This window comes from Ruegeria sp. AI3 (genome assembly GCF_056541245.1).
The window spans coordinates 111245-137574 of record NZ_JBQFYA010000008.1 but is presented as its reverse complement, the minus strand read 5'-3'; the positions used below and the strand labels follow the sequence as shown (position 1 = coordinate 137574).

Genomic DNA, 26330 nt, shown 5'->3' with positions numbered 1-26330 from the left:
ATTATATTCACGTTTTGTTCTTTTTCGAGTCCTTTGCGCAGGAACCGGGTCGCTTGCGGCTGATCAGGAGGGCATGGTTTGGGAAAAAAGGAGACCCGAAATGTTCAAGATCACCGCACTTCCCACTGACGAAGTTCGCGCCCTGCAGGCGGGCGGGCCAGATGCCTACGGCGCCACGCCAGAGCGGGCTGTTTCCACCGGCGCAGGCAATCCCTGTCGCCATTGCTTGCAGAACATCCCAGAGGGGCAGGACATGCTGATTTTGGCGCATAGACCCTTTTTAGAGCCACATCCTTATGCAGAAACCGGACCGATCTTCCTGTGTGCCAAACCATGCAACCGCTACGAAGGCGATGAATTGCCTGAGATACTGAAGTCTTCCCCCGACTACCTGATCAAGGGCTATGGTGAGGATGATCGGATCGTCTACGGCACGGGTGCCATCACGCCAACGGACCAGATGGGCGCCAAAATCGCTGATATCTTTGCTCGATCGGACATCGCTTATATTCACGTCCGATCAGCGCGGAACAATTGCTATCAGGCGCGGATCGACCGGGCCTAGAGCTTGACCCGGTGCATGCCCCGGCGCGGCTGATCCTGATCATCGGCCGGGGTGTCATCCGCGCGCGAAGAGGTCAGCGCAAGGAACACATCTTCGAGGTCTGCTTCTTCAGTTCGGACGTCGCGGATGCGGATATTGGCGGCACGAACCGACTCCAGAACCTGTTCGGCGCTGGTCTGGGCGCTGCGATACTGCAGCACAAGGCTGCCATCGTCGCGCAGAGTGGCCTCGACACCATCCGTCATGGGCAAATCGGTGACGGGGCTGTCAGGTGCGATCACCATCGTCCGGCTGTCCATGCGACCCAGTAGGTTGGCCGTGCTGTCCTGGGTGATCTTTTCACCGTGATTGATGATGGCGATCTCGTCGCACATCTCTTGCGCTTCTTCCAGGTAATGCGTGGTGAGGATGATGGTCATGCCTTGCTCGTTCAGCTTGCGCACATTGGCCCAGAGCATCTGGCGAAGCTCGATATCCACGCCTGCCGTCGGCTCGTCCAGCACAAGGATCTTGGGGTGATGCACCAGCGCCTTGGCCAGCAGCAGCCGACGCCGCATCCCGCCGGACAGTGTGCGGGCATAGGCCTCGGCCTTGTCGCTTAGGCCCACCAGTTCCAGAATCTCATCACTACGGCGTTCGGCCTTGGGCACACCATAGAGACCAGCCTGAACCTCCAACGCGCCTCGAGGGGTGAAAAAGGGGTCGAGGTTCAACTCTTGCGGCATGACACCGATGGCTGCGCGGGACGAGCGTGGGTTCTTGTCCTGATCATATCCCCAGATCGAAACATGGCCCGAGGATTTCACCACCAACCCGGCAAGGATGTTGATCAGGGTCGACTTCCCCGCCCCGTTGGGGCCCAGCAAGCCAAAAACCGACCCGCGTGGCACGGTCAGGTCAACGCCCTTCAAAGCGTGTTTCTCGGGCTGGCCTTTGCCGCTGCGATAGGTCTTGCGCAGCCCTTCGATCCTGATTGCCGCATCGCTCATGTGGCTCTTGCCCCCGGTTTACTCATCGCTCATAAACGCACCTAATGCATGCCCGCGAGGCCGACAACCAGTGAAGGATCGCCAGCCGTGACAATCGAAGCGCCGGAAACGAAGATCGTGGAAACTTCTCGTGTTGCCTGTGATGGCGGCGAAGGCGCGTTGGGACACCCGAGGGTGTGGCTGCAGATTCCAGAGGACACGGGCTGGGTCGAATGTCCTTATTGTGATTGTAAATATGTGCTGGCGGATGGACATTCACAAAACTGACGCATAACTGTTACATCAACGGCGGCCGTGGTTGATTTGGCTTTTCATGGCCGGTACAGCCATTTGTCTACGGTATGAAACGGAACCCAAATGCTCTTTCCAGCGCGGCCTTTACAGCTGTCAGAACAGGATCTTTTGGCACGTGGTGGTCAAAGAAACGTATATGCGTGCCCAGGTCGGCCAGAGCTGCTGATCAAAATCACCAGACCGCGTAAACGCCCTATTCGGTCGTACACCAAGCGGCTGATCCAGCAGGTGTTTCCCGATGCAAAATATCGTAACGCCCTCAAAGAGATGGAATGCGAGTTGAAGGCGGCCTTGAAAAGCGGCTCTGACATAGCGAAACTACCTGTCGCGCGCGCATTCGGAATTGTTCAGACTGATGTCGGCCCGGGCATTATTGTAGAGCGGATTCAGTCTGAGGATGGGCAACTTGCTCCGCAGCTGTCATCGGTGTGCAAACAGGGCCAGTTGACGGACGACGTTCTGAGCGAACTCAACAGTTTTGTGCATCGGTTGTTTCAGCTTCAGATCGTAGGGCGCGACATCCACCCGGAAAACATTGTCTACGGGCTGCGCAATCAAACCAGAATATTTGTTCTAATTGACGGGTACGGAGAGCGCAATCTGGTTCCTTTGCGCACGCTGAGCCGTCGTTTGAACAACCGTTCGCTTAGCAAGCAGATGCAGTATATCGCTGATCGCACGGGGCTGCACTGGGACAAGTCGCAGCGGGTCTTCCGCACTACATGACAGCCCCGATAAATGGGGCGCTGCAGCGGGTGCGGTCTTTTCCATGATTATCATGGCACAAAACGATCCCTAAGAGCTCCTTACCCGCCCTCTGCCCAAATCTTGCCGCGATTGTGGTGGTACTAAGGTGGTGCAGTCAGCATAGGTGAGTGTGATGGCGGACATTTCTGCTACGGATACTGCCCGTCCGGTTTTCGGATGGATCGGGTTTTGTACGGCGTCGGTTGCGTTGTTTGCGGCGCTACTGGTGTTTTGGGCCGGACCGTTTGCGCCGCAGCAGTCCACCGGCGTGTCACTGGGGGAGCTGGCGGCCGAGCTTGGAAAATCCACCCTGCGTGCCGCTGCAGGTCTCGAGCAGCCCGAACCCGTCGCCCAAACCCGTGATCTGGACGATTTCCTGCAAATCGGTGTCGCCATGCTGGGCGGATTAGCCATTGTCGTCTCTGTTATTGGCATCTTGCGTCATGAACGGATGCGGCCTGCCATCGCCGGAGTGAGTATTGGCGTCGGCGCTATCCTGTTTCAGTTCTTCGCGATGACGTTTTTTGCTTTCCTAGGCGTGCTGGTCATCATGGCGCTGCTTCACAGTTTCTCGGATGTGTTTGGCGGCCTCTTTGGCGGTTAACTGACGTTCCTCACTGGTCAGTCGCGCGGCCCTGTGGCAGAACCGTCCCTGACCGACAGGGAGCACGCGCATGAGCAATTTCGGAAAAGGATGTCACCTGCATCTGATCGACGGATCGGCCTTTATTTTTCGGGCCTATCACGCGCTGCCTCCGCTGACGCGCAAGTCGGATGGTTTACCAATTGGCGCTGTGTCGGGCTTCTGCAACATGCTGCAGAAATATGCCGAAGGAAATGCCGGCCCCGATGCGCCGACCCATGTTGCGGTGATTTTCGACAAGGGCTCGCATACGTTCCGCAACGATCTCTATGACCTCTACAAAGCCAACCGCGAGGCGATGCCCGAGGATTTGCGGCCGCAGATGCCGCTGACCCGTGAGGCGACGAAGGCCTTCAACATCGCCTGCAAAGAGCTTGAGGGCTATGAGGCCGACGACATCATTGCCACGCTTGCCGTGCAGGCGCGCGAGGCTGGTGGGCGCGTGACCATCGTCAGCTCGGACAAGGACCTGATGCAGTTGGTCGGCGGCGGCGTTGAGATGCTGGACGCCATGAAGAACAAACGCATCGACACGGATGGCGTGTTCGAGAAATTTGGCGTCGGGCCAGATCGCGTGGTTGATGTGCAGGCGCTGGCCGGGGATAGCGTTGACAACGTGCCGGGGGCCCCTGGGATCGGCGTCAAGACGGCGGCCCTTTTGATCAACGAATATGGTGATCTGGAAACACTGCTGGACCGCGCGGAAGAGATCAAACAGCCCAAGCGCCGCCAGACGCTGATCGAAAAGCGTGATCAGATCGAGCTATCGAAGAAGTTGGTACAGCTGGATGAGAACACGCCGCTGGATTTCACCCTCGACGACCTAGAAGTACAGGACCCCGATCCCGATACCTTGCTGGGCTTTCTGGCGGAAATGGAGTTCCGCACCCTCACCAAACGGATTGCCGACAAACTAGGGGCCGAGGCCCCGGTTATCGCCGATGCGCCCGCGCCAATCGCGGAAGAGATTGTTGCTGAGGCGATCCCGTTTGACGCGTCGAAATACGAATGCGTTCGGGACGCAGGCGCTTTGCAGAAGTGGATTGATCAGGCCTATGAACGCGGCTGGGTTGCCGTAGACACCGAGACAACCGGGCTGAACGAAATGATCGCCGATCTAGTCGGCATTTCGCTTTGTATCGAAGCAGGGGAGGCCTGCTATATCCCGCTGACCCATAGAGATGGTTCAGCGGATGATCTATTCGGCTCGGATGCGCTGGCCAAGGGGCAGATGCCGCTGGATGAGGCTCTAAAACTGCTGAAACCGCTGTTCGAAGACCTCTCGATCCTCAAGATCGGGCAGAACATGAAGTACGATGCCAAGATCTTTGCGCGCTACGGAATCGAGGTGGCTCCGATCGATGACACGATGCTGATGTCCTACGCCATGCATGGCGGTGAGCATGGGCATGGGATGGATACATTGTCCGAGCGCTATCTGAGCCACACGCCGATCCCGATCAAACCGTTGCTGGGGTCGGGCAAATCGGCGATCACCTTCGACAAGGTCGCGATTGATGAGGCCACGGCCTATGCAGCCGAGGATGCGGATATCACGCTGCGCCTGTGGCAGTTGTTCAAGCCGCAACTGCATCAGGTTCAGGTGACGACGGTTTATGAAACGCTCGAACGCCCGCTGGTGCCGGTTCTCAAAGAAATGGAGATGCACGGCATCAAGGTCGACCGCGATGTCCTCAGCCGGATGTCGAATGCCTTTGCGCAGAAAATGGCCGGTTTAGAGGCTGAAATTCACGAATTGGCCGGTGAGAACTTCAATGTCGGCTCCCCCGCGCAGTTGGGTGAAATTTTGTTCGACAAGATGGGCCTCGACGGTGGCAAGAAGGGGAAAACCGGGAAGTACTCGACCGGGGCCGATATTCTAGAGGACCTCGCGACCGAGCATGAATTGCCGCGCCGGGTGCTGGACTGGCGACAGCTGTCGAAGTTGAAGTCGACCTACACGGATGCGCTGCAGACCCATATCAATCCGGACACGGGCCGCGTGCATACGTCTTATTCGATCACCGGGGCGAACACGGGCCGCTTAGCCTCGACCGATCCGAACCTGCAGAACATTCCCGTCCGGACCGAGGAAGGCCGTCGCATTCGTGAGGCGTTCATCGCTGAGCCGGGCAATGTGATGGTGAGCCTCGACTACAGCCAGATCGAGTTGCGTATTCTGGCGCATATCGCTGAGATACCGGCCTTGAAACAGGCCTTTGCAGACGGGCTGGACATCCACGCTATGACGGCGTCCGAGATGTTTGATGTACCGTTGGATGAGATGACGCCGGATATCCGCCGTCAGGCCAAGGCGATCAACTTTGGTGTGATCTATGGCATCTCGGGCTTTGGCCTAGCGCGCAATCTGCGCATTCCGCGGGCCGAGGCGCAAGGGTTTATCGACCGCTATTTCGAGCGTTTCCCGGGTATTAGAGCCTATATGGACGACACGGTCGCCTTCGCCAAAGAGAATGGCTATGTGCAGACCTTGTTCGGACGAAAAATCCATACGCCTGAGATCAACGCCAAGGGGCCTCATGCCGGGTTCTCGCGCCGGGCGGCGATCAATGCTCCGATTCAGGGGACGGCGGCAGATGTGATCCGGCGCGCGATGGTGCGGATGCCTGAGGCGATCAAGGGGTTGCCGGCGAAAATGCTGCTGCAGGTCCACGACGAATTGCTGTTCGAAGTCGCCGAAGATGCGGTGGATGAGGTGATCGGCGTTGCGCGGGATGTGATGGAGGGCGCCTCGGACCCTGCCGTGAAGCTAGATGTGAAACTGGTTGTGGATGCCGGTCAGGGGGCGAACTGGGCCGAAGCGCATTAAAAGGCGCTGCTCATCAGGCCCGGCGGACCCTCTTCGCTGCGGGTCAGTCCTGCGGCCTGACCATGCGGTTGACGAACCGTTGCACACTGGGGCCAAACAGAAGGATTACGGTAAAGGCGATGGGCCAACAAAAGGCCCATGAGGCCATCCAATCGCTGAGGGTGGACGGGCCAAAGCCGATGGCTTTGACTGTTGCGATCCCGGTGACGATGCAGGACATTAGCCCCGACATGATCAGGCTGAACACGGCGCGGGCATAGCGGGCAGGGATCATGAGGCGGTTCCTTGATATCTACAGTACGACGGACGGTGTTAATTGCGGATCAGAGATCTGCATTGGCAAGAACTGCCTTATGCATCCAATCCAGGGATGAGCTCGTCAAAGCTGTTGAGGGAGTGTATTCTGCACTGACCCATCCTTCATAGCCAGAGACCTCCATCGCCTTGAACAGAGTCTGAAAATCCAGATCTCCGCTACCCGGTTCGGACCTGTGGGGTGCTGCGCCGATCTGGGCGTGGATGACGCGATTGTGAAAGCGATCCCAAATCTCCAACGGATCCGAGTGGATCATCTCTGAGTGAAAGCTGTCATATTGGAGGCCCAGATTGGGACGATCTACGCGGTCCAAAACCTCCGCGGCCAAATCGTAGTCGTTGAGGAAATAGCCGGGTTGGGACACGGGGTTCAAAGGTTCGATGGTAAAGGTTTGACCGGGGGCTGTATCGGCGGCCCATTGCAGGTTGCGAACAAAGCAATCCAGCGCCTCAGGCCCCGATGCATAGCCGGACATGATGTGGATCAGGCCGGGTTTGAGCACATCGGCATAGCGCAAGACGCGGCGGATATCGGATTGGAACCGCGCCTCACCGCCGGGAACGGCGGCATAGCCCGGCTCACCCCCGGTGTAGTTCGGGGGAGGCGCGTTGATCAGCACAAGCTCCAGCCCGTTGGCCAGAAGGGCACGGCTGGTCTCTTTCGCGGCCAACTCATAGGGGAACAGAATTTCAACGGCCTTGAAGCCCGCCTCGGCCGCGGCCTGGAACCGCTCCAGATACGGGAGTTCGGCAAAGAGCAGAGAAATATTGGCGGCGAATTTGGGCATGAGAGGCCTTTGGGTCGGTGATCCGCCCAAGCTTAGTCTCCACCGATTTTCGAGGAAAGGGATTGAAAACGACAGATTGTCGAAAATCGACAAGAAGGCAGGCCCAAGTCCAGAGATGTTTGGGCTAACACGGCGAATCATTTTTCTGCGCCGTTCCAACAGAAGGTCCGATCCCATGGCGATGAGCCCTGATCCTGTGCGCGGGAACACTCTTCCTATGTCCACTGGCCGCAGCTCGGCCTTGTCTGGAAACGGTTTGGCTGTGGCCTCCATGCTGACCTGGGCGGCGGGGTTTCCCGCGGCCGAAGTGTTGTTGCAGACCTGGCCTCCAGTCGCGCTTTTCGTGGCGCGGCTGGCGCTTGCCGTGGCGGTCATGGTGCCTTTGTGGTTTGTGATCGACGGGCCAAGCCGGGTTTTGCGCGCCCGGTGGGGTCATGCGATGCTTGTTGGAGGGACGCTCGGGGCCGGGATGTTCCTGATTATCGTGGCGCAGAAGCTGACAGATCCGGTGACGGTTGCCATCATTGCCTCCTGCGCGCCATTGTTTGCGACACTGATCGAACTGGCAACCGGGGCGCGGCGGTTGCGCTGGAATTTCGCGCTGGGCGTCTTGGTGTCGATCATTGGCGGTATGATCGCGACCAGTGCAGTGGCGCCCGCGCAATTGGGTTTGGGCGCGATCTGCGCCATCGCGTCCACCGGGTTGTTCTGCTGGGCGACCATGGCAACAGCGAGGGATTTCCCCGAGCTGAGTCAAACCGGGCGCAGCACCATCACCTTCTTCGGCGGCTTGGTTGTCGCTTTGCTGCTGTTCTTCGGGGCACGCCAAGTGGGTATGGATGTCATGCCAACGGCGCAGATTGATGTTCAACAGATCGGAATGCTTGGGATCTATGCCCTGGTGTCTATGGGCCTCAGCCAGGTTCTGTTTGTCGGATCCGTTGGGAAACTGGGCGTTGCTTTGGCTTCGTTCCACATCAATATCGCACCGTTCTACGTGATGCTGATCATGCTGGTGCTGGGGGAAGAGTGGAACTGGACCCGCGCTTTGGGCGCAGGTGTCGTTGCGGTGGCCGTCGTGCTCGCGCAGGATCGCAAAGTTGCAAAGCCGGCCTAGTCCGGCAGGTCTTCTGACTTGATCAACTGGAAGAAACGCTGTTCGGACCAAACTCCGAACCAGCCCTCGTGATGGGTACCCATCTCGACCAGCCGGTAAAAGCTCTTGCGGTCAATCCGGGCTTCAAGGCCATCACGGATCAGTATGTATGGAGAGGGTTCCTGGGTCTGCGGGTCCATGACAACGCGGATAGGATGATCTGGTCCGGCCACCGCGACATCGCCAACTTTGGTGGTGAAAGTCAGAGCCTGCGCCTGCCCCTCGCCCAAGGCATCGACGTCCACCGCGATGAACGGCGCATCCTCGACGGTGATTCCCACCTTCTCGACCGGGGTCACCAGATAGTATTTCCCGTCTTCCAGCTTAAGAATTGAGGAAAAAAGCTTCACAAGCTCGAAACGGGTGATGGGCGAGCCTAAATAACTCCAAGTGCCATCTTTGGCGATCCGGATGTCCAGATCACCGCAAAAAGGGGGATTCCAGAGGTGAACGGGGGGTAAACCCTTGGTTTTGGTCGCTTTGATCGAGGCCGCAAGACCGTCAGGGGAAGGTTTCACAGGTTTTTGTCCGCTCATTGCTTTTGCCATTTCCTCTCAGCGCGATAGACTTCATCTATAATAGTCCACGGAAGGGAAAGTCATGTCCGAACCTGCCGACCTCGTGTCCGAGATCGAAGCGTTGGAAAACAAGCTGCAAGAGGCAAAATCCTCGATCACTCGCCGCTTCATCGGGCAGGAGAGGGTCGTGGACCTGACCCTGACGGCGCTGCTGTGCGGGGGGCATGCCCTGCTGATCGGTTTGCCGGGTCTGGGAAAAACCCGACTGGTTGAAACGCTGTCGACCGTGATGGGCCTGCATGGCAACCGTATTCAATTTACGCCCGACCTGATGCCGGCCGATATTCTGGGATCCGAGGTTCTGGATACAGCCGATGACGGCACCCGCCATTTCCGGTTTATTTCGGGGCCGATCTTTTGTGAGCTGCTGATGGCGGATGAGATCAACCGCGCCAGCCCTCGGACGCAGTCGGCGTTGTTGCAGGCGATGCAGGAGCGCACGGTGACTGTAGCGGGCGAAGACCGCGTGCTGGGTACACCGTTCCACGTGTTGGCAACACAGAACCCGATTGAGCAAGAGGGCACCTATCCGCTCCCCGAAGCTCAGCTGGACCGTTTCCTTGTGCAGATCGACGTAGAGTACCCCGATCGTCAGACCGAGCGGGATATCCTTCTGGCCACCACCGGTGTGGCCGAGGACGAGGCGCATCAGATCTTCAGCAAGGAAGATCTGTTGGCCGCTCAGGTCCTGTTGCGCCGGATGCCTGTGGGGGATTCGGTTGTGGAACTGATCCTCGATCTGGTCCGCGCCTTCCGCCCCGACGAGGCGGGCGTCTCGGATCGCGTCGCTGAAACCGTTGCTTGGGGTCCCGGTCCGCGTGCGGCGCAGGCGCTGATGATGACCGTGCGGGCGCGGGCGATGCTGCAGGGGCGCCTGGCCCCGAATGCCGAGGACGTTCTGGATATGGCGCGCCCGGTTCTCAGCCACCGGATGGCGTTGAACTTCGCGGCACGCGCGCGGGGCGACAGCCTTGCCGACCTGATCGATGGCACAGCGGCAGGCCTGATCCGCACTGAGGCTGCCGCGTGAATGCTGCGCTGACCCTTCGCCAACGTTCCGAGGCTGAGGCGTCCCGGCTGCCGCCTCTATTGGCGCGCGCCGAACATCTGGCAGGCACTGTTCTGTTGGGTGACCATGGCCGACGTCGATCCGGCATGGGGGATGACTTCTGGCAATATCGGCCCGCTCAGATCGGAGACAGCCGCCGGATGATCGACCATCGCCGCTCGGCTCGCGGGGATCAGCAATTCGTGCGCGAGCGCGAGTGGCAGATCGCGCAGTCGGTCATGCTGTGGGTCGATCAGGGGGCCTCGATGCGTTTTGCGTCGGACAAGGCGCTGCCCTCCAAGGTGGATCGCGCCAGGCTGTTGGGTCTGGCGACTGCGATCCTTCTGGTGCGCGGGGGCGAGCGCGTTGGCTTGACGGGTACAACCCTGCCGCCCCGACGCGGGAACGCACAGATCATTCGTTTGGCCGAGGCCTGGTCAGAGGACTCGGAGGTCGACTACGCGCCACCCGAACACCGGGCCATGATCCCGCACGCCCGTGCTGTGTTCATCTCGGACTTTCTTGGCCCAATGGATGAGGTCGAACTGGCCCTGACCAAAGCAGCAGATCGCGGCGTTCGGGGCGTTTTGTTGCAAGTCCTCGATCCGGGGGAAGAGACGTTTCCCTTCGCGGGCCGCACCATTTTTGAAAGCGTCGGCGGCACCATTCGGCATGAAACCCTGAAGGCCGGAGAGCTGCGCGACCGGTATCTGGATCGCCTTGCCGAGCGCAAGGATGCGCTGACGCATCTGTGCCGCGCGACCGGCTGGCAATTGGGTCTGCACCACACCGGAGAAAGCGCGCAATCGGCTCTATTATGGCTCTATCGTGCGCTGGACGGGGGTGTTCAATGACCGTTTTGGCGGGCATCGGCTTCACGGCGCCGTGGGTGTTGTTGGGGCTACTGACCCTTCCGATCCTGTGGCTGATCCTTCGCGCGGTCCCACCCGCGCCGATCCGTCGGATGTTCCCTGCGGTCACACTGTTGCTCGGCCTCAAAGACGATGAGAGCGTATCGGACCGGACACCCTGGTGGTTGCTTTTGCTGCGTATGCTGGCGGCGGCGGCGATCATCATCGGTTTGGCCGGTCCCGTGTTGAACCCGTCGCGCGATCAGACGGGCACTGGCCCCCTGATGCTGGTACTGGATGCAAGCTGGGCCGGGGCGACGCGCTGGTCGTCGACGTTGGACCAGATCGACGCGCAATTGACCGAAGCCGGACGCGCGGGCCGCCCAGTCTCGATCCTGCGCCTGACCGAGCCGGAGCCGCCCGTGTTCCAGGCGGCCGAGGCGTGGCGCAACCGTTTGCCGGGCCTTGTTCCGAACCCGTGGCAACCGACCGAGGATCAGGTTGATCAGGTCATCGCCGCACTGGATCAGGTCGAAGGTGGGTTTGATACGCATTGGTTCAGCGACCGCTTGGGCTATGAAAAACACCCAGAGTTAGTGTCTGAACTGCAGTCCCGAGGGCAAGTCACCGTCTACCGCTCGAACGCGGCGGCGCTGGCGCTTTTGCCTGCCGTTTATCAGGACGGCGTCATTCAATTGACCGCATTACGGGCCGAACCGGGCCCGGAGGAGAGCGTGACCGTTCTGGCGCAAGGCCGCGACCCTGCGGGCACGGCGCGGGTATTGCAATCGGCCGAGATGACGTTCGCAGCTGGCGAGACCCAGGCCCAGATTGACCTCGCCCTGCCGTCGGAGCTGCGTGCCCGGATCACACGGTTTGAGCTGCAGGGCCAGCGCTCGGCCGGGGCGGTGACACTGACCGATGACAGCCTGCGACGCCGCGAAGTTGCGCTGATTGCAGGAACCCTCAACCGCGAAGGGTTGGAGCTGTTGTCGCCGCTGCACTACCTGACGCAGGTTCTGATCCCGACCGCCGATTTTGTTGAGGGCGGCCTGCCCGAGGTTCTGCCAGCCAATCCCGATGTGATTGTTCTGTCGGACGTCGCCCAGATCTCGGGTCCGGAAGAGGTTGGCCTGATCGAATGGGTCGAACAGGGCGGCCTTCTGCTGCGATTTGCAGGGCCCCGCATGGCGGCGAGCGATCTGGGGCGCGATGAAGAGGATACGCTGCTGCCCGTTCGCCTGCGCAGCGGCGGGCGCACCGTTGGCGGCGCGATGAGCTGGGGGGAATCCAAGACACTGGCAACGTTCCCCGAGGACTCGCCCTTCTACGGGTTGCAGATACCGAATGACGTGACCGTTTCCACTCAGGTCATGGCGCAACCAGACCCTAACTTGGCCGATCGCGTGATTGCGTCGCTGTCAGACGGCACCCCTCTGGTCACCCGCAAGGCGCTGGGTTTGGGGCAGGTTGTCCTGTTCCATGTGACCGCCGATGCCGAATGGTCCAGCCTGCCGCTGTCTGGCCTGTTCGTGGAAATGCTGGACCGTCTGGCCGTCGCCTCGGCCGCGAAATCGCGTCAGGTCGCGCAATTAGAGGGCACCACGTGGGAGCCGGTCCAGATCATGGATGGATTCGGTGCGTTGTCCGATGCCGGTACGCTGGCGGGTGTGGATGGGGTTGAGCTGGTGTCAGGGCAGATCGGGCCCGACCTTCGCCCCGGTCTCTATGAAAGTGGGAAGCAAAAGCTGGCGCGGAACGTTTTGTCCGAGGAGACAACGCTCAGCCCTATTGCATGGCCCGCAGATGTGCCGATCCGTGGGCAGGAGGCCTCAACCGAGACGCCCTTGGGAGGAATACTTCTGAGCCTCGCATTGATCCTATTGACCGTGGATGTCATCGCGTCCTTGGCCTTGTCGGGCCGTTTGGGGCTGGCGAAGGCGGCGGCGATGGCCATGGGGGCCGTGCTGCTGGTGCCCGAGGCGCAGGCGCAGTCGCCCGATGAGACTGACTTTGCCCTCGCCGCAACCCATGAACTGGTTTTGGCGCATGTGCTGACGGGCGACAGCCAGGTGGATGACATCGCGCAGGCCGGGTTGCGAGGATTGGCTCAGACGTTGAACTACCGCACCTCGGTTGAACCCGCTGCGCCGATTGGCGTCGATCTGGAACGGGATGAGTTGGCTTTTTTCCCCTTGCTCTACTGGCCCATCACGCAGGATCAGCCGCGCCCGTCGGATGAGGCTTATGCCAAGCTGAATGCCTATCTGCGCTCGGGCGGAATGATCCTGTTTGACACGCGCGATGCGGATATCGCGGGTTTTGGTGCATCCAGCCCCAATGGGCGCAAGCTGCAGCAACTGGCTACGCCGCTAAATATCCCCGCGTTAGAGCCGATTCCGAACGATCATGTCCTGACGCGAACCTTCTATCTTCTGCAGGATTTCCCCGGACGCTACGCCGGAACAGATGTCTGGGTCGAGGCCGCTCCGCTGGATGCCGAACAGATCGAAGGGATGCCCTTCCGCAACCTCAACGACAACGTGACGCCCGTGGTGATTGGCGGCAATGACTGGGCTGGGGCCTGGGCGGTGGATCGCAACGGACAGGCCCTCCTCCCCGTCGGGCGTGGCTATGCGGGGGAGCGTCAGCGCGAGCTGGCCAATCGCTTTGGGGTCAATCTGGTGATGCATGTGCTGACCGGGAACTACAAATCCGATCAGGTCCATGTACCTGCTCTGTTGGACAGGTTGGGACAATGACCGGAACCGTTATATTTGATCCGCTGATCCCTTGGCCAATACTACTTGCGGTCGCCTCGATCGCCGTTGCAGGTGTGGTCTTGGCGGTCTGGCGTGGGTTGTCCGGATGGGCGTTGCGCGGGTTGGCCGTGTTGGTAGTGATCGCGGCACTTGCCGGTCCGGTCTATCAGGTCGAAGACCGCGCGCCGCTGACAGATATTGTCCTGATGATCGAGGATGAAAGCGCCAGCCAGACGCTCTCGGACCGGGCCGATCAAACCGCCCAAGCGGCTGAGGCCTTGGCGGCCGAAATCGAGTCGCGTGACAATACCGAACTGCGCCGCATCCGCGTGGGTGACGGCGATGGCGACGAAGGCACGCAGGTGATGGCCGCTGTGAATGCGGCCCTGGCCGAGGAGCCGCGTGCGCGGGTGGCCGGTATACTTGTTGTCTCGGACGGGATCGTTCATGACGTTGATCAAGCGCCCGACTTGCCTGCGCCACTGCACCTTTTGCAGACCGGGCGTGAGAGCGACTGGGACCGCAGGCTCATCGTCCGCAACGCGCCTGCCTTTGCCATCATTGGTGAACCCGTAACCCTGACTCTGCGCGTTGAAGACAGCGGGGCGGCTCCGGGCGGGGCCACCAGCGCGCCGCTTGAGATCTCGGTTGACGGGGGCGAGCCGGAGGAATTCCGTATACCCATTGGCGTGGATGTCGAACTGCCGATTTCTCTGCCGCATGGTGGGCGGAACGTCATCCAATTCACGGTCCCGGAGGCCGATGGTGAGCTGACCGATCGCAACAATACCGCATTGATCCAGATGAACGGCGTGCGCGACCGCCTGCGCGTCCTGCTGGTGTCGGGCGAGCCGCATCCCGGCGGACGAACCTGGCGCAACCTGCTGAAATCCGACAGCTCGGTCGATCTGGTGCATTTCACCATTCTGCGCCCGCCCGAGAAACAGGACGGCGTCCCGGTGGATGAATTGTCTCTGATCGCCTTCCCGACACGTGAGTTGTTTCTGGAGAAGATCAATGATTTCGACCTGATCATCTTTGATCGCTACAAACGCCGGGGCATCTTGCCTGCGATCTATCTGGATAACGTGGCCGATTATATCGACAACGGGGGCGCTGTGCTGATCGCCGCAGGCCCTGATTTCGCCACCGCGGACAGCATCTTCCGCTCGCCCCTCGCGGGCAGTCTTCCGGCGCAACCGACGGCACGGGTGATCGAAGAGCGCTATGTTCCCATGGTCAGCGATCTGGGGCATCGGCACCCTGTGACCACCAATCTTGGCGATTCCGAGGATTGGGGCGCGTGGCTGCGCCAGATCGATGTGAATGAGCGCTCGGGCCAGGTGCTAATGACCGGCCTTGAGGACCGGCCGCTGTTGGTATTGGACCGGGTCGGTGAGGGACGGGTGGCCCTGTTGGCGTCAGACCACGCCTGGCTATGGAGCCGCGGTTTTGAGGGTGGTGGGCCTCAGTTGGAACTGCTGCGCCGTCTGGCCCATTGGATGATGAAAGAGCCCGAGCTTGAGGAAGAGGCGCTCTGGGCTGAGGCCAACGGCCAGTCGATGCGGATCATTCGCCAGACCCTCGAGGAAGAGGTCGGGCCGGTCACGATCACCCGGCCCAATGGCGAAACGCTTGAGATCACCCTTGAAGAGGTCTCACCCGGACGGTTCGAAGCGCAGTATTTCGGACCCGAGATTGGCCTCTATCGCTTGCAGGAAGGCGATTTGATGGCCGTGATCGGCCTCGGTCCTGCGGCACCGAAAGAGTTCGAGCGCACCATCGCAACAGGGGACGTGTTGGGACCTGTGATCGCCGCCATGCGCGGTGGCGTAATCCGGCTGGAAGAGGGCTTGCCCTCAATCCGCAACGTGCGCGCTGGGCGTCCGGCGGCGGGGCGTGGCTGGATCGGTCTGACCCCGCGCGAAGCTTATGAGACGCGGGACGTTACTCAAGCCGGCCTGCTGCCGCCATGGCTTGTTCTACTGCTGGCCGGTGGCTTCCTGTTGGGCGGTTGGTTGCGTGAAGGTCGTCGCTAGATCGCTTGGGGTCAGACCTGCGACTCGAATACTCTGCCATGCTTTAGTCGATCCGAACTGACACCCGATCCGACGCGCCATGGGCGTCCACCACCACGAGTGCGGAATATCCACGACCCGGGTTCGGTATTTCGAACTCGCGATGCCGTTGCCCCGTCAACACCGGAACGCCATCCGCTAGAAGCGAAAACGGTCCAACCCCGCCACGCAGTTTGACGGTCACTGGGCCTCCACCCGTCTCTAACACAGAGTTATTGGGCGGAAAGATCAAGTCCGGGGCGCTTGGGTCATCGTCGAACGCTGCCCCTCGGGGCTGAAAGCGTTGCAAGGGTTGAGGCAGTTCAGCGGCCCCCACGATCAACGTTGAAGGGGGCGGTGGGCGCAATGGCGTGGCAGTCGGTTTCAAATGGCCGAAGGCTTCGAACAGCAGGGGTGCTGCCAGCTCTCCGCCGAAGGCACCGGGGACTGGAGTACCATCCGCGCGCCCCAACCAGACGCCGATCACGTGCTGGCCGTCAAAGCCAATCGCCCAAGCATCCCGGTGCCCGTAAGACGTGCCGGTCTTATACGCCAAACCAAACGCGGCGGCCCCCGGAGGGGGGGCAAGACCGGCCAGAATATCGCTCACCTGCCATGCCGCGACATCTGACAGAACCCGAGGCGTCTCAGTGCGGTTCGCCAAGGCGTCATGGCGCAACGTTGGTCCTCGCCCACCTGCGGCCAGCGTGGCGTAGAGTTGCACCAGATCGTGCAAGCTCAGTCCAATGCCGCCTAATGAAACGGCAAGGCCCGGGGTGCTTCCGTTCAATTGTGGGGATGCGCCGGCTTGCTGTAGGGCGGCCATCACGCGCGCAGGCCCAAGCTCATCCGTCAGCCGCACAACCGGGATATTGAGCGATAGTTGCAGCGCGTCCCGCACCCGTACATCGCCGCGAAAGACGCCATCGAAGTTCCGCGGCGCGTAGCGGCCAAACATAACCGGGCTGTCGCTGATCAAAGTTTCGGGATGGGCCAGCCCCTGATCGAAGGCCAACCCATAGACCAGAGGTTTCAGCGTCGACCCCGGAGAGCGTAGCGCCCGTGTCATATCCACAAACCCTTGCCGCGCCTCCGCGTAGCCCGAAGAACCGACCGAGGCCAGAATCTCTCCGCTGTGGTGATCAGCCACGATCAACGCCCCCGAAATACGCGGTCCCGCTCGCGCCGCTGCCTGCGCCACCAGAGGTTCCAGCCGCTTCTGCAGCCCGGCATCCAGTGTCAGGTCCAAAGTCTCAGCTTCCGGGTTTTCACGCCGCGCTCGGTCTGTGAGGTGAGGGGCCAAGCGGGGAAATGCGCGCATCTGATCCGGGATATCTTCGGTCAGCGCGCTGTGCGTCTCGGACGCGGTCAGAACCCCGTAAGACAGCATACGCTTCAGAACCCGATCTCGCGCGTCTCGGGCGGCCAAAGGGGCGCGGTCCGGGCGTCGAACCTCGGGCGACTGCGGGAGGGCAATCAGCAGGGCGGACTGCGCGGGGGTCAACCGCACCGGGTCTTTTCCAAACCACGCACGGCTACCTGCGCGGAGGCCTTCCAGATTGCCACCATAGGGCGCGTGAGTCAGGTAGAGGTTTAGAATCTGCTGCTTGCTCAGCCGTCCTTCCAGTGCCAATGAGACCCTAATTTGGCGAATCTTTCCGCTCCAGCGCCCGGTTGAGCCATCCTCGATCAGTCGCGCGACCTGCATGGTTAGGGTTGAGCCACCCGAAACAGTACGTCCGTTCCATAGGGCTTGCCCAGCCGCGCGGAGGAAAGCGAAGGGGTCGATGCCGGAATGCGACCAGAACCGTTTATCCTCATACCGGACCAGCATTTCGATGAACGCCGGGTCCACCGAGCCGGGGCGCATCCGCCAGATGCCATCTTCGACCGGGAAAGCCCGCAAAAGGGCTCCGTCCCGGTCCCTGACTTCGACAGAGGTTTCGGCCAGTACAGGTGGCAGGACGGTCGCGTCTACCCACGCATCCAACTGGTCCCGCGCAAAGGCGGTCAGGTAGAGCGCAGAGGCCAGTGCCAGCAATACCGGGGCGAACCCCTTGCGCCGATATGACGGGCGCAGGATCACTGCACCTCAACGCGCCCAGTATCCGTCCGCGCGCGATTTTGCGGGCGATACATATCCTCGACCGAGGCGGCTGGGTGGTGGAACGTACCGGGCGTGACGGCGCGCGCCACATAGGCCAGAGTCACCGTCTCGCCCCCGGACAGATCGACCGCCGCCAGGAAACGGTCTGCGCGGAACTCGGTATGGGTCGCGTCGGACAGGTCCAGCCAATCCAACGCGCGCACATCGCCTGATCGCAACAGGTTGGGGTTGTCGATCTCGATCCCCGCAGCCAGAGGGTCATCGATCATCAACCGCGCGCCGCCGCTCTCGAACGGTGTGACGGTTAGAACGGTTACAAAGCGGTCACTGGCGGTGAAGGTAGACGGGTCCAGAGGGTCGCCTTCAAGCGAGTAATAGGCTCTGTTTATGGCGTATCCGGTGCCTCCCGATTCGGGCGGAGCGGTTGGAATGCCCGTCACTGTCAGCGTGATATCGGTTGGGTTGGCTGCGGTAGCCGAGATGTTCAGGTCATCCGTAAACCCTGCCTCACGCACTTGAACGAAGGGGCCCGAGACCGGCGCGCCGTTCACCATCAACCCCGAGTCGGATGGGTCTGTTACAAGCGCATGCGCGGCCAACAAGGACCATGAAGCCTCCTGCGTCGACAAATGCGCGCGGCTTGAGGTGACACGCTGGATCAGCGCGTCGCGATCCACCGCCTGACTACCCGCATCGACGGCAAGGGTTAGCAGCCCGGCGGCATCCCGCAGGTCTGTGCCGTAGTCGACTCGCCACAGGTAGCGCTCCTGCGCGGGTCGGCGCTGCAGCAGCTGGGCCGCGCGGGCGAACATGGCATCGGCGCGGGTCTGATCTCCGTAGGACGCCAGCGCCGCCCCAAGTTGCGCGGCGGCCAATGGGGTGTCGAAAGCGTCCCCCTTGGTATCGGCATAGTATCGCAGGTCACCCATCGAGGCTGCGCCTTCGCGGGCCAGCACCATCAACGCATAGGCGATATCTTCACCGCCTTCGTCGAAATCCGGGGCATAGTTCACGCGGTTGCGCAGGTTATCCATGGCCTGCGCGAAGGCGCGGTCCGACACCGGGTGGCCTTGCGCTCGGGCGCGCGAGAGGAAGTCGGTGACATAGGCGTCCAACCAGAAATCTCCGCTCTCCGCCCGCCAGAGGCCAAACGCTCCGTTCGGAGCCTGCCGGGTCAGGATACTGCGGATCGAGTCGCTGATGCGTTGATCCACAATCGGGCCGTCACCCAGCCCCGACGCTTGCGCCACGGACGACAGGTACAGCAGCGGCAGCGCCTTGCTGGTGATCTGCTCAGTGCAGCCATAGGGGTAGCGGTTCAACTGATCCAGAAGGGCGGGCGTGTCGAACTTTGCCAAAGCGCCCGCAGACAGGATCGCCTTTGCGGTGCCGGGCTGGAAGCCATCGAACACGTCCTGGGTGAACAGGAAATTGTCGCCTGTACCCAGCGAAAACCGCCGTGTTTGAGCCACAATAGGGTCGTTTGCGCGTACCGGCATCCGGAGGGTTTGCGACAAGTCACGGCCATCCGGCGTCGTGATCGCCACGCTGATTTCCGGGTCTCCGACGGAAAGCGCGCGCAGCGGGATGTCGAACACCGCCTTACCGCCATCCTCCAGAACAAAGCTGGCGGGTGCTGTTCCCAACTCCAACCCGGTTGAGGTGGTCAGTCCCAGTCCCATCTCACCTGACGGGCCATCGGCGTGGACGACTTCAAGCAACATCCTGCTTTGGTCGCCTGGGGCCAGAAAACGGGGCAGGCTGGCTGTGACGACCACGGGGTCGCGCACGATCATCTCGGCCTCGGCCTGTCCTACGGCTGCCGCCGACCAGGCGACCGCCATCAGCCGTACGGTTCCGTTGAAGGCGGGCAGAGGGATGTCGACCTCGACCTCTCCGTTTGCATCCACCTGAACCGGGCCGCTGAAAACGGCCATCAGGTCTTGCGTAGGCGGAGGGGATTGCCTCTGCATCCCCGAATTGTCTCCACCAGATCGGATCGTGCCCATTGCACCGTTCATGCCGTCGATCAGGCGGCCATAGACGTCACGCAGGTCCACACCCAGACGGCGCTGGCCGAAATAGTAACCCTGCGGATCGGGGCTGTCGAAACCGGTCAGGTTCAGAATACCCACATCCACGGCGGCCAGCGTCAGCCAAACAGGCTCACCTTCGGGCGAATTTTCGACCCTAACAAAAGCTTTCTGCGTCGTTCTGGGAGAGGTCGCCTGCGGCACATCAATGCTCACATCCAACAGACGCCCGACAGGCTCAACCGTTGCGTGGGCGACGCCCATCGCCCGTGCCGGGTTCTGGCCGGCGGCGACATCCATGGGGCGGATCACGGTGGCGGTGACATAGGCTCCGGCACCCCAATCCTCGGTCACGTCGATCGGGATCACGGTTTCGCCCTCTGGCACGTCGACCATCTGGCGGTGGATCAGACGGTTCGAGAGGACCTCGATCTGCGCCACGCCTGCCATGCGCGGCACGATCCGCAGTTGCGCCGTCTCACCCGGGCGATAGCTGTCGCGGTCCAGCGACATCTCTAACCGGTCGGGCGAGGTGGAGGCGTCTGCCGCCTGGTACCAGCCCGCGCTGAACTCCACGGCGGTTTCCGCGTAAGCGCCATCGAGGCGTTCGACCACCAGTTCATACTGGCCCCAGTCGACCGGTTGCGACAGGTTCAGTGGGTCTGCACCTGTCTCAACCTCACCTGTGGCAATACGGGTACGTCGCGTGGTCGGCTCCCAATTCCAGTCGCCATAGAGCTGATACCATTGATAGTGGGTTTCCAGCCTGTTCAACGTCCAACGCAGGCGCATGGGCTCAGCGGTCAGGTCCGGGGACAGGCCGATGATTTGGAACGCGGCCTCGGTGCCCTCGGGGATCACATCCTCGAAAAGGGTGCGGATACCGATCATCGCCTGTGCGGATTGGACCGAAGCAGTTAGGCGGCGTTCGACAGGGCGGCCCGATCCGTCCGTCAGTCGGGTGATAACTTCGACCTCAAGAGGTTTTCCATTTGTCTCTAACACGGGGATTTCGATGGCAATTGAGGCCTGCCCAGAGGCATCCGTCTGCGCATCACCGAAATAGGTGCTTTTGGTTGAGGTCTCGGCGTCGTAGCGCCCAAACTGAAAAGTTTCAAAGCCCGGAACGGCGTCGGTTGGGCGGGCGATGACCTGACCATCAATGCTCAGATCCGACCCCGGCGCGCCGAAAAGATAGCGCGCGTCGATCTGCAAGGGCGGCGTATCGCCGGGGCGCAGAGGGGCGTCCGGCAGGCTGAGGTCAAAGTCGATGCGCTCGGGCAGGAAATCCTCGACCAGCACAGTTTGACGGGCCAGAGCGTCGGCTTTGGGGTCGGACTTGATCTCAATCTTCCACGTCCCGCGCGGCACATCCGGGGCGACGGGCAGGCTGAAGACATGGCCGCCCGCAACACCGCCATCCGAGACCGCGCGGCGATACTCCACCCCATCGGGGCGATAGAGAATGGCAGTCAGGGGCAGGCCTTCGATGGCCTGAGCTTTGTTGTCGCGGGATAGAGCTGTGATGTGAATGACCTCTCCGGCGCGATAGGCGCCCCGGTCCGTGGTCAGGAATACATCCACAGGACCCGCAGGGGCACGCCCTTCGACCCCGCGATCCGACAGGTCAAAAGCAGGGTCGGTCAGAGAGAGGAAGCTGAAATCGGATTCCCCATCAGCCACCATCACCAAAACCGGTGCGCTGGCGCCTTTGCCGCGGGTCAGGCCCGCTTCGAACTGCGCATAGCCACTGTCATCTGTCTGCGCCTTGGCAATCACCGCGTTGGCGTTTGAAACCAGCGAGACCTCGATCCCCTCGCGCGGGGTTGCGTCGTGCAGACCGCGTACGGTGACATGCAGCCCGTCTGTACCAAGGGCTGTGCTGATCCCCAGGTCGGTCAGCACAAACCACTGTGTTGCGCCTGGATCATCATAAGGATCTGCCCCGGGGACGCGCGCAGTCAGGGCATAGATCCCAGCGGGTTGATCGGCAATCGCCTCGGCCATGGGCAGACGGGCGGTCATGCTTTGGTTCAGTTCGTTTGCGATCTCGGCTGTTCCGGTCCAGACATCCTCGGCAATCTCGTCCGAGAATTCACGTTCCTGCCATTCGCTGAGGGGGCGGCCAAAGAAATCCTGCTGCACGGCCCGGATCAGGTTGCGATCGCTGACACGTCGCAAGGTCAGGTCCAGAGAGCCGGTATTGACCGTCTCAACCGGTAAGGCCGCATCCGCCGATTTCGGCAGCACATAGCTGCGCCCCGGAAACCGGACCGAAGGAGCACGGTCACGCACGTAGTGCGTCAGTTCGACAGTACGGTTCAGGGCCTCACCCGAGGCCGCCGGAAGCCCTTCGCGCAGGGCAAAGCGATAACGTTGACCATGCGCAACGCCGTCCAGGCAAAGGCTTTTGCCATCGACCTGCACCACCAGCCCATCGTCACTGCGTTGCACAAACGGGTCGTAGTCGACCCCCGCCTTGACCAAGGGTTCCGAGAACTCAACGCAGATACGCGGCGCGGCGGCGTTGCTTTCCACCGTGCTGTCGATGATGCGGAACCCGTATTTGCCGATGGCATCGTCCAAAGCTGCCAGGACATCCTCACGCGGTTGCACCTGTTCGGCCAGCCGCAGTGCCGACACTATATCGCGACCGCGTTCGACCGCTTCCAGCGCGTCTGACATCACCATCAGCGCCGCGATTTGGGCCCCCGGTGTGTCCGCGCGCAGATATCCGTTGATGGCGGCGTTCAACGCGCGGGTGCGGAAGTCCTGCTGCTCCTGATATCCGTTCGGGTTCAGGCGCAGCAGCAGCCGGGCGTATTCAACCCATAGGTCGGACTCATCGCTGAGGGTCACGGCCTCCCCAGTCCACAACATCGCAAGTCGGTCCGTATCTGCGTTCAGCGCTGACTCCAGCAAAGTCTGCAGGTCACGACCTCCGGCAGAGTGGCGAAACCCAAGGTCGCGGGCCTGTTGAAACGCTTCGTTCAGGTCTTTCTGGCGAAGGAATGTGAGGGACTCAGCGCGCGTTTTCCCCAATAATAGGGTCTGTTCTGGGATGAATACTTTCTGTGCCGACACCGCGCCTTGATAGGGCTCCTGCCGGTTCACACCGCTTTTGGGAAAACAGGCATCCGACCGAGTGTTATAGGTGAAGGCCGTGCAGCTTGGATTGGCCGAACACGCGCGGATGCAGGACTTCAGATCCGTATCGAACAGCGCATCCAAATCCGAGCCGTAAAAATCCGCGTCTCGGGTCGTGATATAGCGGAACTCGGGCACGGCAGTCTGAGCCAGCGCGCCCAGGGTCAGGGCGAAAGTTGAAATGATGTAAGTTATTGAAAAAAATACAAAGCGGTGCATTGTGACCTCCTGTTTGGGGTCAATTTGACACGTGCGGCACCCCTCAGGCAACGGCTTAAACACTTTTTCACCGATTGCCCGGATGCTGACGGCAGAGCAGACCGGAATCACGCATCATGAGCCTTGCACAAAAACTGGCACAGGAACGACGCGCGCGCCTGGCGGCGGAACGGATGTTGGCGCTGAAACAGGCCGAGCTGTCCTCGGCCAACCGCAAATTGGGCCGCCATGCGATGGCGTTGACCAAGCGCATTGGCGAAACCCAAGCTGAAGTTGAGACCGTCAGGGACGAGAATGAAAAGGTCAAATCTGATCTGACCGAGGCCCATGCCAAGGTTGAAGTGGCCGAGCGCCGCCTGTGGCATTCGATCCAGACCATTCAGGACGGTTTTGCCTTTTTCGACGGTGGCAGTCGCCTGATCGGGGCCAATACCGCCTATCTGAGCGTGTTCGAAGGTTTGGATGAGGTCGCGCCAGGTATCTCGTACACCCGCATTCTTGAGTTGTTGACCAACGAAGGCATCGTTGACACCGGTGCGGAAAAGGCTGGGGACTGGCAGGCCCGGATGCAAAGACGCTGGGCTCGGGCCAATCCGCCACCTGAAGTGATCCAATTGTGGAATGGTCAATACGTCCGCCTGATCGACCAGCGTGGCAGTGGCGGCGATATGGTCAGCCTCGCCCTGAACATCACCGCATCTGTCCGGCATGAGGCCGAATTGCAGGCCGCACGCGACCGGGCCGAGGCTGCAAACCGCGCCAAATCGGCCTTTCTCGCGAATATGAGCCATGAAATCCGGACGCCCATGAATGGCATCGTCGGCATGACCGAGTTGCTGTCCGAAACACCGATGGACGAAGAACAGCGCCTCTATGTCAATACGATCCGCAACTCGGGCGAGGCGCTTCTGGTCATCATCAACGATGTACTGGACTATTCGAAAATCGAAGCGGACAAGCTGATCCTGCACCCCGAGCAATTCGATCTCGAACGCTGCATCCTTGAGGTTGCGATGCTGCTGCAGCCAAGCGTGCGTGACAAGGGCCTGACCCTGCTGGTGGATTATGATCTCTTCTTGCCGACGTTGTTCGTGGGGGATCCGGGCCGTGTGCGGCAGGTTCTCACTAACCTTGTTGGCAATGCTGTCAAGTTCACCAGCGAAGGGCATGTGTTGATCCGGGTGACAGGTGTCCCCCATACGGACCGACAGGAGTGTGATGTCCACATCGCCATTGAAGACACCGGCATCGGGATCGAGGACGACAAGATCAACCACATCTTTGGTGAGTTCAATCAGGTCGAAGATGAACGCAATCGTCAATTCGAAGGGACAGGGCTGGGCCTCGCAATCACAAAACGCCTGATCACCATGATGGGGGGCAATGTCTGGGTCGAAAGCGAAATTGGGCAAGGGTCGTGTTTTGGCTTCCGGGTGACTCTGCCCACTGCCGAGGGGCCTCAACCCTCTCCGCCCGACCTGCAAGGGCATCTGAAACACGTGATGCTGGTCGAGGATATGGCCGCCAACCGAGCCATTCTCGCCAAGCAGCTGGGGCGTCTTGGGGCAAAGGTCACAGTCTGCGCTTCCGGAGGCGAAGCGCTGTCGAAACTGGACCCCTCGATTGATCTGTTCCTATGCGATCATGACTTGCCCGACATGGACGGGATGGAACTTGCAACCATCCTGCACGATCGCGGCTGGACCGAGTTGCCGGTGGTCATCATGTCCAACAATCCGGGGGTCATTCACGCCAGCCCTGCACGGCATTTGATTGAAGGTGTTCTGCAAAAACCCATCCCCCGGTCCGAGCTTTACAGCCGACTGATCGCCTTGGGGGGTGCCGCATCCCAGCCAGATACGTCGCCTCAGCCTACGCAAGAGGCTCAGCCGAACGGGAACCGCATCATGCGCGTTCTTGCCGCCGAGGACAACAGAACCAACCAGCTGATCCTGAAGAAAATGGTCAAGGATCTGAACATCGACATGCGTTTCGCCGGCAACGGGCAAGAGGCAGTCGACCTCTATCAGGAGTTTTCACCCGATTTGATCTTCATGGACATTTCGATGCCCCGGATGGATGGCAAACAAGCCACTGCCGAAATCCGCCGCCGCGAGGTTGAAACCGGTCGTCACGTGCCGATCGTCGCCCTGACGGCGCACGCCATGGCGGGGGATGATCAAGGTATTCTAGAGGCTGGTCTGGATCACTACCTGACCAAGCCGTTGCACAAGACCCTCATCCAGCAAATGATCTTGGACCATTGCCCCGAAGACGCCAAACCTATCACGCCTGGAGGCAGTGATCAGGTACAAGAACCTTGAAAAGGGATTCCACCTTCATCTGGCCAAAAATATCTCGGGGAGCGCGAGGGGCTGGCCCCTCGCTTCCTGCCCTCTACGCGGTGTAAGGGCGCACGAAAACGGGCTTGTCGTCCTCCGATAGATCGGGCCGGTATTTATAGCCGCCACTGTCAAAATCCAGCAAACCGGCCGGATCGGTCAGGCGATGTTGAATGATATACCGCGCCATCGCACCGCGCGCTTTTTTGGCGAAAAAGCTGACGATTTTCGGCGTACCAGCTTTGTCTTCCATGAAGACCGGAGTGATGACCTTCAGGTTCAGCGCTTTCAGATCGACTGCCCCGAAATATTCCTGACTGGCGCAGTTAATCAGGACCTCGCTGCCAACCTCAGCCCCTTGCGCATTCAGTGCTTTGCTGAGTTGATCGCGCCAATATTCATAAAGGTTCTTGCCGCGCCGAGTTTTCAGCTTACTGCCCATTTCCAACCGATAGGGCTGAATCGCGTCCAGAGGGCGCAGTACGCCGTAAAGGCCGGACAAGATTCGCAGGTGGTCCTGCGCCCATGCCATCTCATCAGCGTCCAGTGAGGCCGCTTCCAGCCCCTGATAGGTGTCACCGGCAAAGGCCAGTGCGGCGGGGCGGGTGGCCTCAAGCTCGGGTGCGTCGGCGAAAGCGCGATAGCGGTCCCGGTTCAGCCGGGCCAGATCATCGCTGAGGTCCATCAGTTTCTTGAGGTCGCCCAGTGTCAGGTTGCGCGCGGTCTTGGACAGACGGATCGCATCGTCCTGAAAGTCGGGCTGCGTGGCCTCAACATCCCGTTCTGCCCAGTCCAGCCGCTTGGCCGGGGAAATCACTACCAGCATATCCGCCCTCGTTCCTTGCCTGATAGGGCGTAT

18 protein-coding genes are annotated in these 26330 nt (G+C 60.7%); 11 read left to right on the top strand and 7 right to left on the bottom strand.

The features are described 5' to 3' along the window. The first annotated feature begins 100 nt into the window (after window positions 1-100). Window positions 101-565, top strand: coding sequence for a DUF1203 domain-containing protein (locus ACRZ95_RS13565; protein ID WP_170679546.1), 465 nt, complete (start codon window positions 101-103; stop codon window positions 563-565). Here the strand turns inward: ACRZ95_RS13565 and ACRZ95_RS13560 are convergent. Further along, complete coding sequence (locus ACRZ95_RS13560) at window positions 562-1554, bottom strand: ABC transporter ATP-binding protein (protein WP_170679544.1); 993 nt, start codon at window positions 1552-1554, stop codon at window positions 562-564. The genes ACRZ95_RS13565 and ACRZ95_RS13560 overlap by 4 nt on opposite strands. An 87-nt stretch (window positions 1555-1641) precedes the next feature. On the opposite strand from ACRZ95_RS13560, the gene ACRZ95_RS13555 reads away from it, so the two are divergent. The 4 genes from ACRZ95_RS13555 to polA all read left to right on the top strand — a co-directional run bounded on the left by ACRZ95_RS13555 (window position 1642) and on the right by polA (window position 6068). After that, entirely contained in the window at window positions 1642-1821 is a 180-nt protein-coding gene (locus ACRZ95_RS13555) for a zinc-finger domain-containing protein (RefSeq protein ID WP_170379537.1), read from the top strand. A 90-nt stretch (window positions 1822-1911) separates the two neighbouring features. Continuing rightward, on the top strand, window positions 1912-2574 hold the full coding sequence (locus tag ACRZ95_RS13550; RefSeq protein WP_170679542.1) for a YrbL family protein: 663 nt from the start codon (window positions 1912-1914) through the stop codon (window positions 2572-2574). Between the two features lie 154 nt (window positions 2575-2728). Then, entirely contained in the window at window positions 2729-3199 is a 471-nt protein-coding gene (locus ACRZ95_RS13545; protein ID WP_170679540.1) for a hypothetical protein, read from the top strand. A gap of 70 nt (window positions 3200-3269) precedes the next feature. Continuing rightward, window positions 3270-6068 (top strand): DNA polymerase I, encoded by a 2799-nt coding sequence (polA, locus tag ACRZ95_RS13540; protein ID WP_170679538.1) that lies wholly within the window; start codon window positions 3270-3272, stop codon window positions 6066-6068. Between the two features lie 43 nt (window positions 6069-6111). On the opposite strand, the gene ACRZ95_RS13535 is transcribed toward polA, so the two are convergent. Together ACRZ95_RS13535 and ACRZ95_RS13530 are read right to left on the bottom strand one after the other, a co-directional pair. Beyond that, window positions 6112-6342 carry a DUF2798 domain-containing protein gene (locus ACRZ95_RS13535; protein WP_170379529.1) on the bottom strand — a complete coding sequence of 77 codons (231 nt, stop codon included), beginning with the start codon at window positions 6340-6342 and terminating at the stop codon, window positions 6112-6114. Window positions 6343-6391: 49 nt separating this feature from the next. Beyond that, complete coding sequence (locus ACRZ95_RS13530) at window positions 6392-7171, bottom strand: TIM barrel protein (protein WP_170679536.1); 780 nt, start codon at window positions 7169-7171, stop codon at window positions 6392-6394. Between the two features lie 217 nt (window positions 7172-7388). Between ACRZ95_RS13530 and ACRZ95_RS13525 the strand changes: the two genes are divergently transcribed. Continuing rightward, a complete protein-coding gene (locus tag ACRZ95_RS13525; protein WP_480555063.1) occupies window positions 7389-8288 on the top strand; it encodes a DMT family transporter in 900 nt (299 codons plus the stop codon). Here ACRZ95_RS13525 and ACRZ95_RS13520 read toward each other — a convergent pair. Next, window positions 8285-8875: a DUF1285 domain-containing protein gene (locus ACRZ95_RS13520; protein WP_480555061.1), complete on the bottom strand. Its 591-nt coding sequence runs from the start codon at window positions 8873-8875 to the stop codon at window positions 8285-8287. The genes ACRZ95_RS13525 and ACRZ95_RS13520 overlap by 4 nt on opposite strands. Before the next feature lie 52 nt (window positions 8876-8927). Here ACRZ95_RS13520 and ACRZ95_RS13515 point away from each other — a divergent pair, with 52 nt between their 5' ends. From ACRZ95_RS13515 to ACRZ95_RS13500, 4 genes are read left to right on the top strand one after another with little or no spacing between them, the layout of a single operon-like run. Beyond that, window positions 8928-9935, top strand: coding sequence for an AAA family ATPase (locus ACRZ95_RS13515; RefSeq protein WP_170679529.1), 1008 nt, complete (start codon window positions 8928-8930; stop codon window positions 9933-9935). After that, window positions 9932-10807, top strand: a complete 876-nt coding sequence (locus ACRZ95_RS13510) for a DUF58 domain-containing protein (RefSeq protein WP_170679527.1) — start codon at window positions 9932-9934, stop codon at window positions 10805-10807. The genes ACRZ95_RS13515 and ACRZ95_RS13510 overlap by 4 nt, the downstream gene beginning before the upstream one ends. After that, window positions 10804-13566 carry a DUF4159 domain-containing protein gene (locus ACRZ95_RS13505; RefSeq protein WP_170679525.1) on the top strand — a complete coding sequence of 921 codons (2763 nt, stop codon included), beginning with the start codon at window positions 10804-10806 and terminating at the stop codon, window positions 13564-13566. Before ACRZ95_RS13510 ends, ACRZ95_RS13505 begins: the two co-directional genes overlap by 4 nt. Beyond that, window positions 13563-15605 (top strand): hypothetical protein, encoded by a 2043-nt coding sequence (locus tag ACRZ95_RS13500; protein ID WP_170679523.1) that lies wholly within the window; start codon window positions 13563-13565, stop codon window positions 15603-15605. Before ACRZ95_RS13505 ends, ACRZ95_RS13500 begins: the two co-directional genes overlap by 4 nt. 43 nt (window positions 15606-15648) lie before the next feature. On the opposite strand, the gene pbpC is transcribed toward ACRZ95_RS13500, so the two are convergent. Both pbpC and ACRZ95_RS13490 read right to left on the bottom strand, forming a co-directional pair. Beyond that, on the bottom strand, window positions 15649-17709 hold the full coding sequence (gene pbpC, locus ACRZ95_RS13495) for a penicillin-binding protein 1C (RefSeq protein WP_480555058.1): 2061 nt from the start codon (window positions 17707-17709) through the stop codon (window positions 15649-15651). Beyond that, window positions 17706-23129: an alpha-2-macroglobulin family protein gene (locus ACRZ95_RS13490; protein ID WP_170679520.1), complete on the bottom strand. Its 5424-nt coding sequence runs from the start codon at window positions 23127-23129 to the stop codon at window positions 17706-17708. Before ACRZ95_RS13490 ends, pbpC begins: the two co-directional genes overlap by 4 nt. A 116-nt stretch (window positions 23130-23245) precedes the next feature. On the opposite strand from ACRZ95_RS13490, the gene ACRZ95_RS13485 reads away from it, so the two are divergent. Next, on the top strand, window positions 23246-25453 hold the full coding sequence (locus ACRZ95_RS13485) for a response regulator (RefSeq protein ID WP_170679518.1): 2208 nt from the start codon (window positions 23246-23248) through the stop codon (window positions 25451-25453). Between the two features lie 73 nt (window positions 25454-25526). Here the strand turns inward: ACRZ95_RS13485 and yaaA are convergent, their stop codons facing one another. Then, a complete protein-coding gene (gene yaaA, locus ACRZ95_RS13480; protein WP_170679516.1) occupies window positions 25527-26297 on the bottom strand; it encodes a peroxide stress protein YaaA in 771 nt (256 codons plus the stop codon). Window positions 26298-26330: the final 33 nt, after the last annotated feature.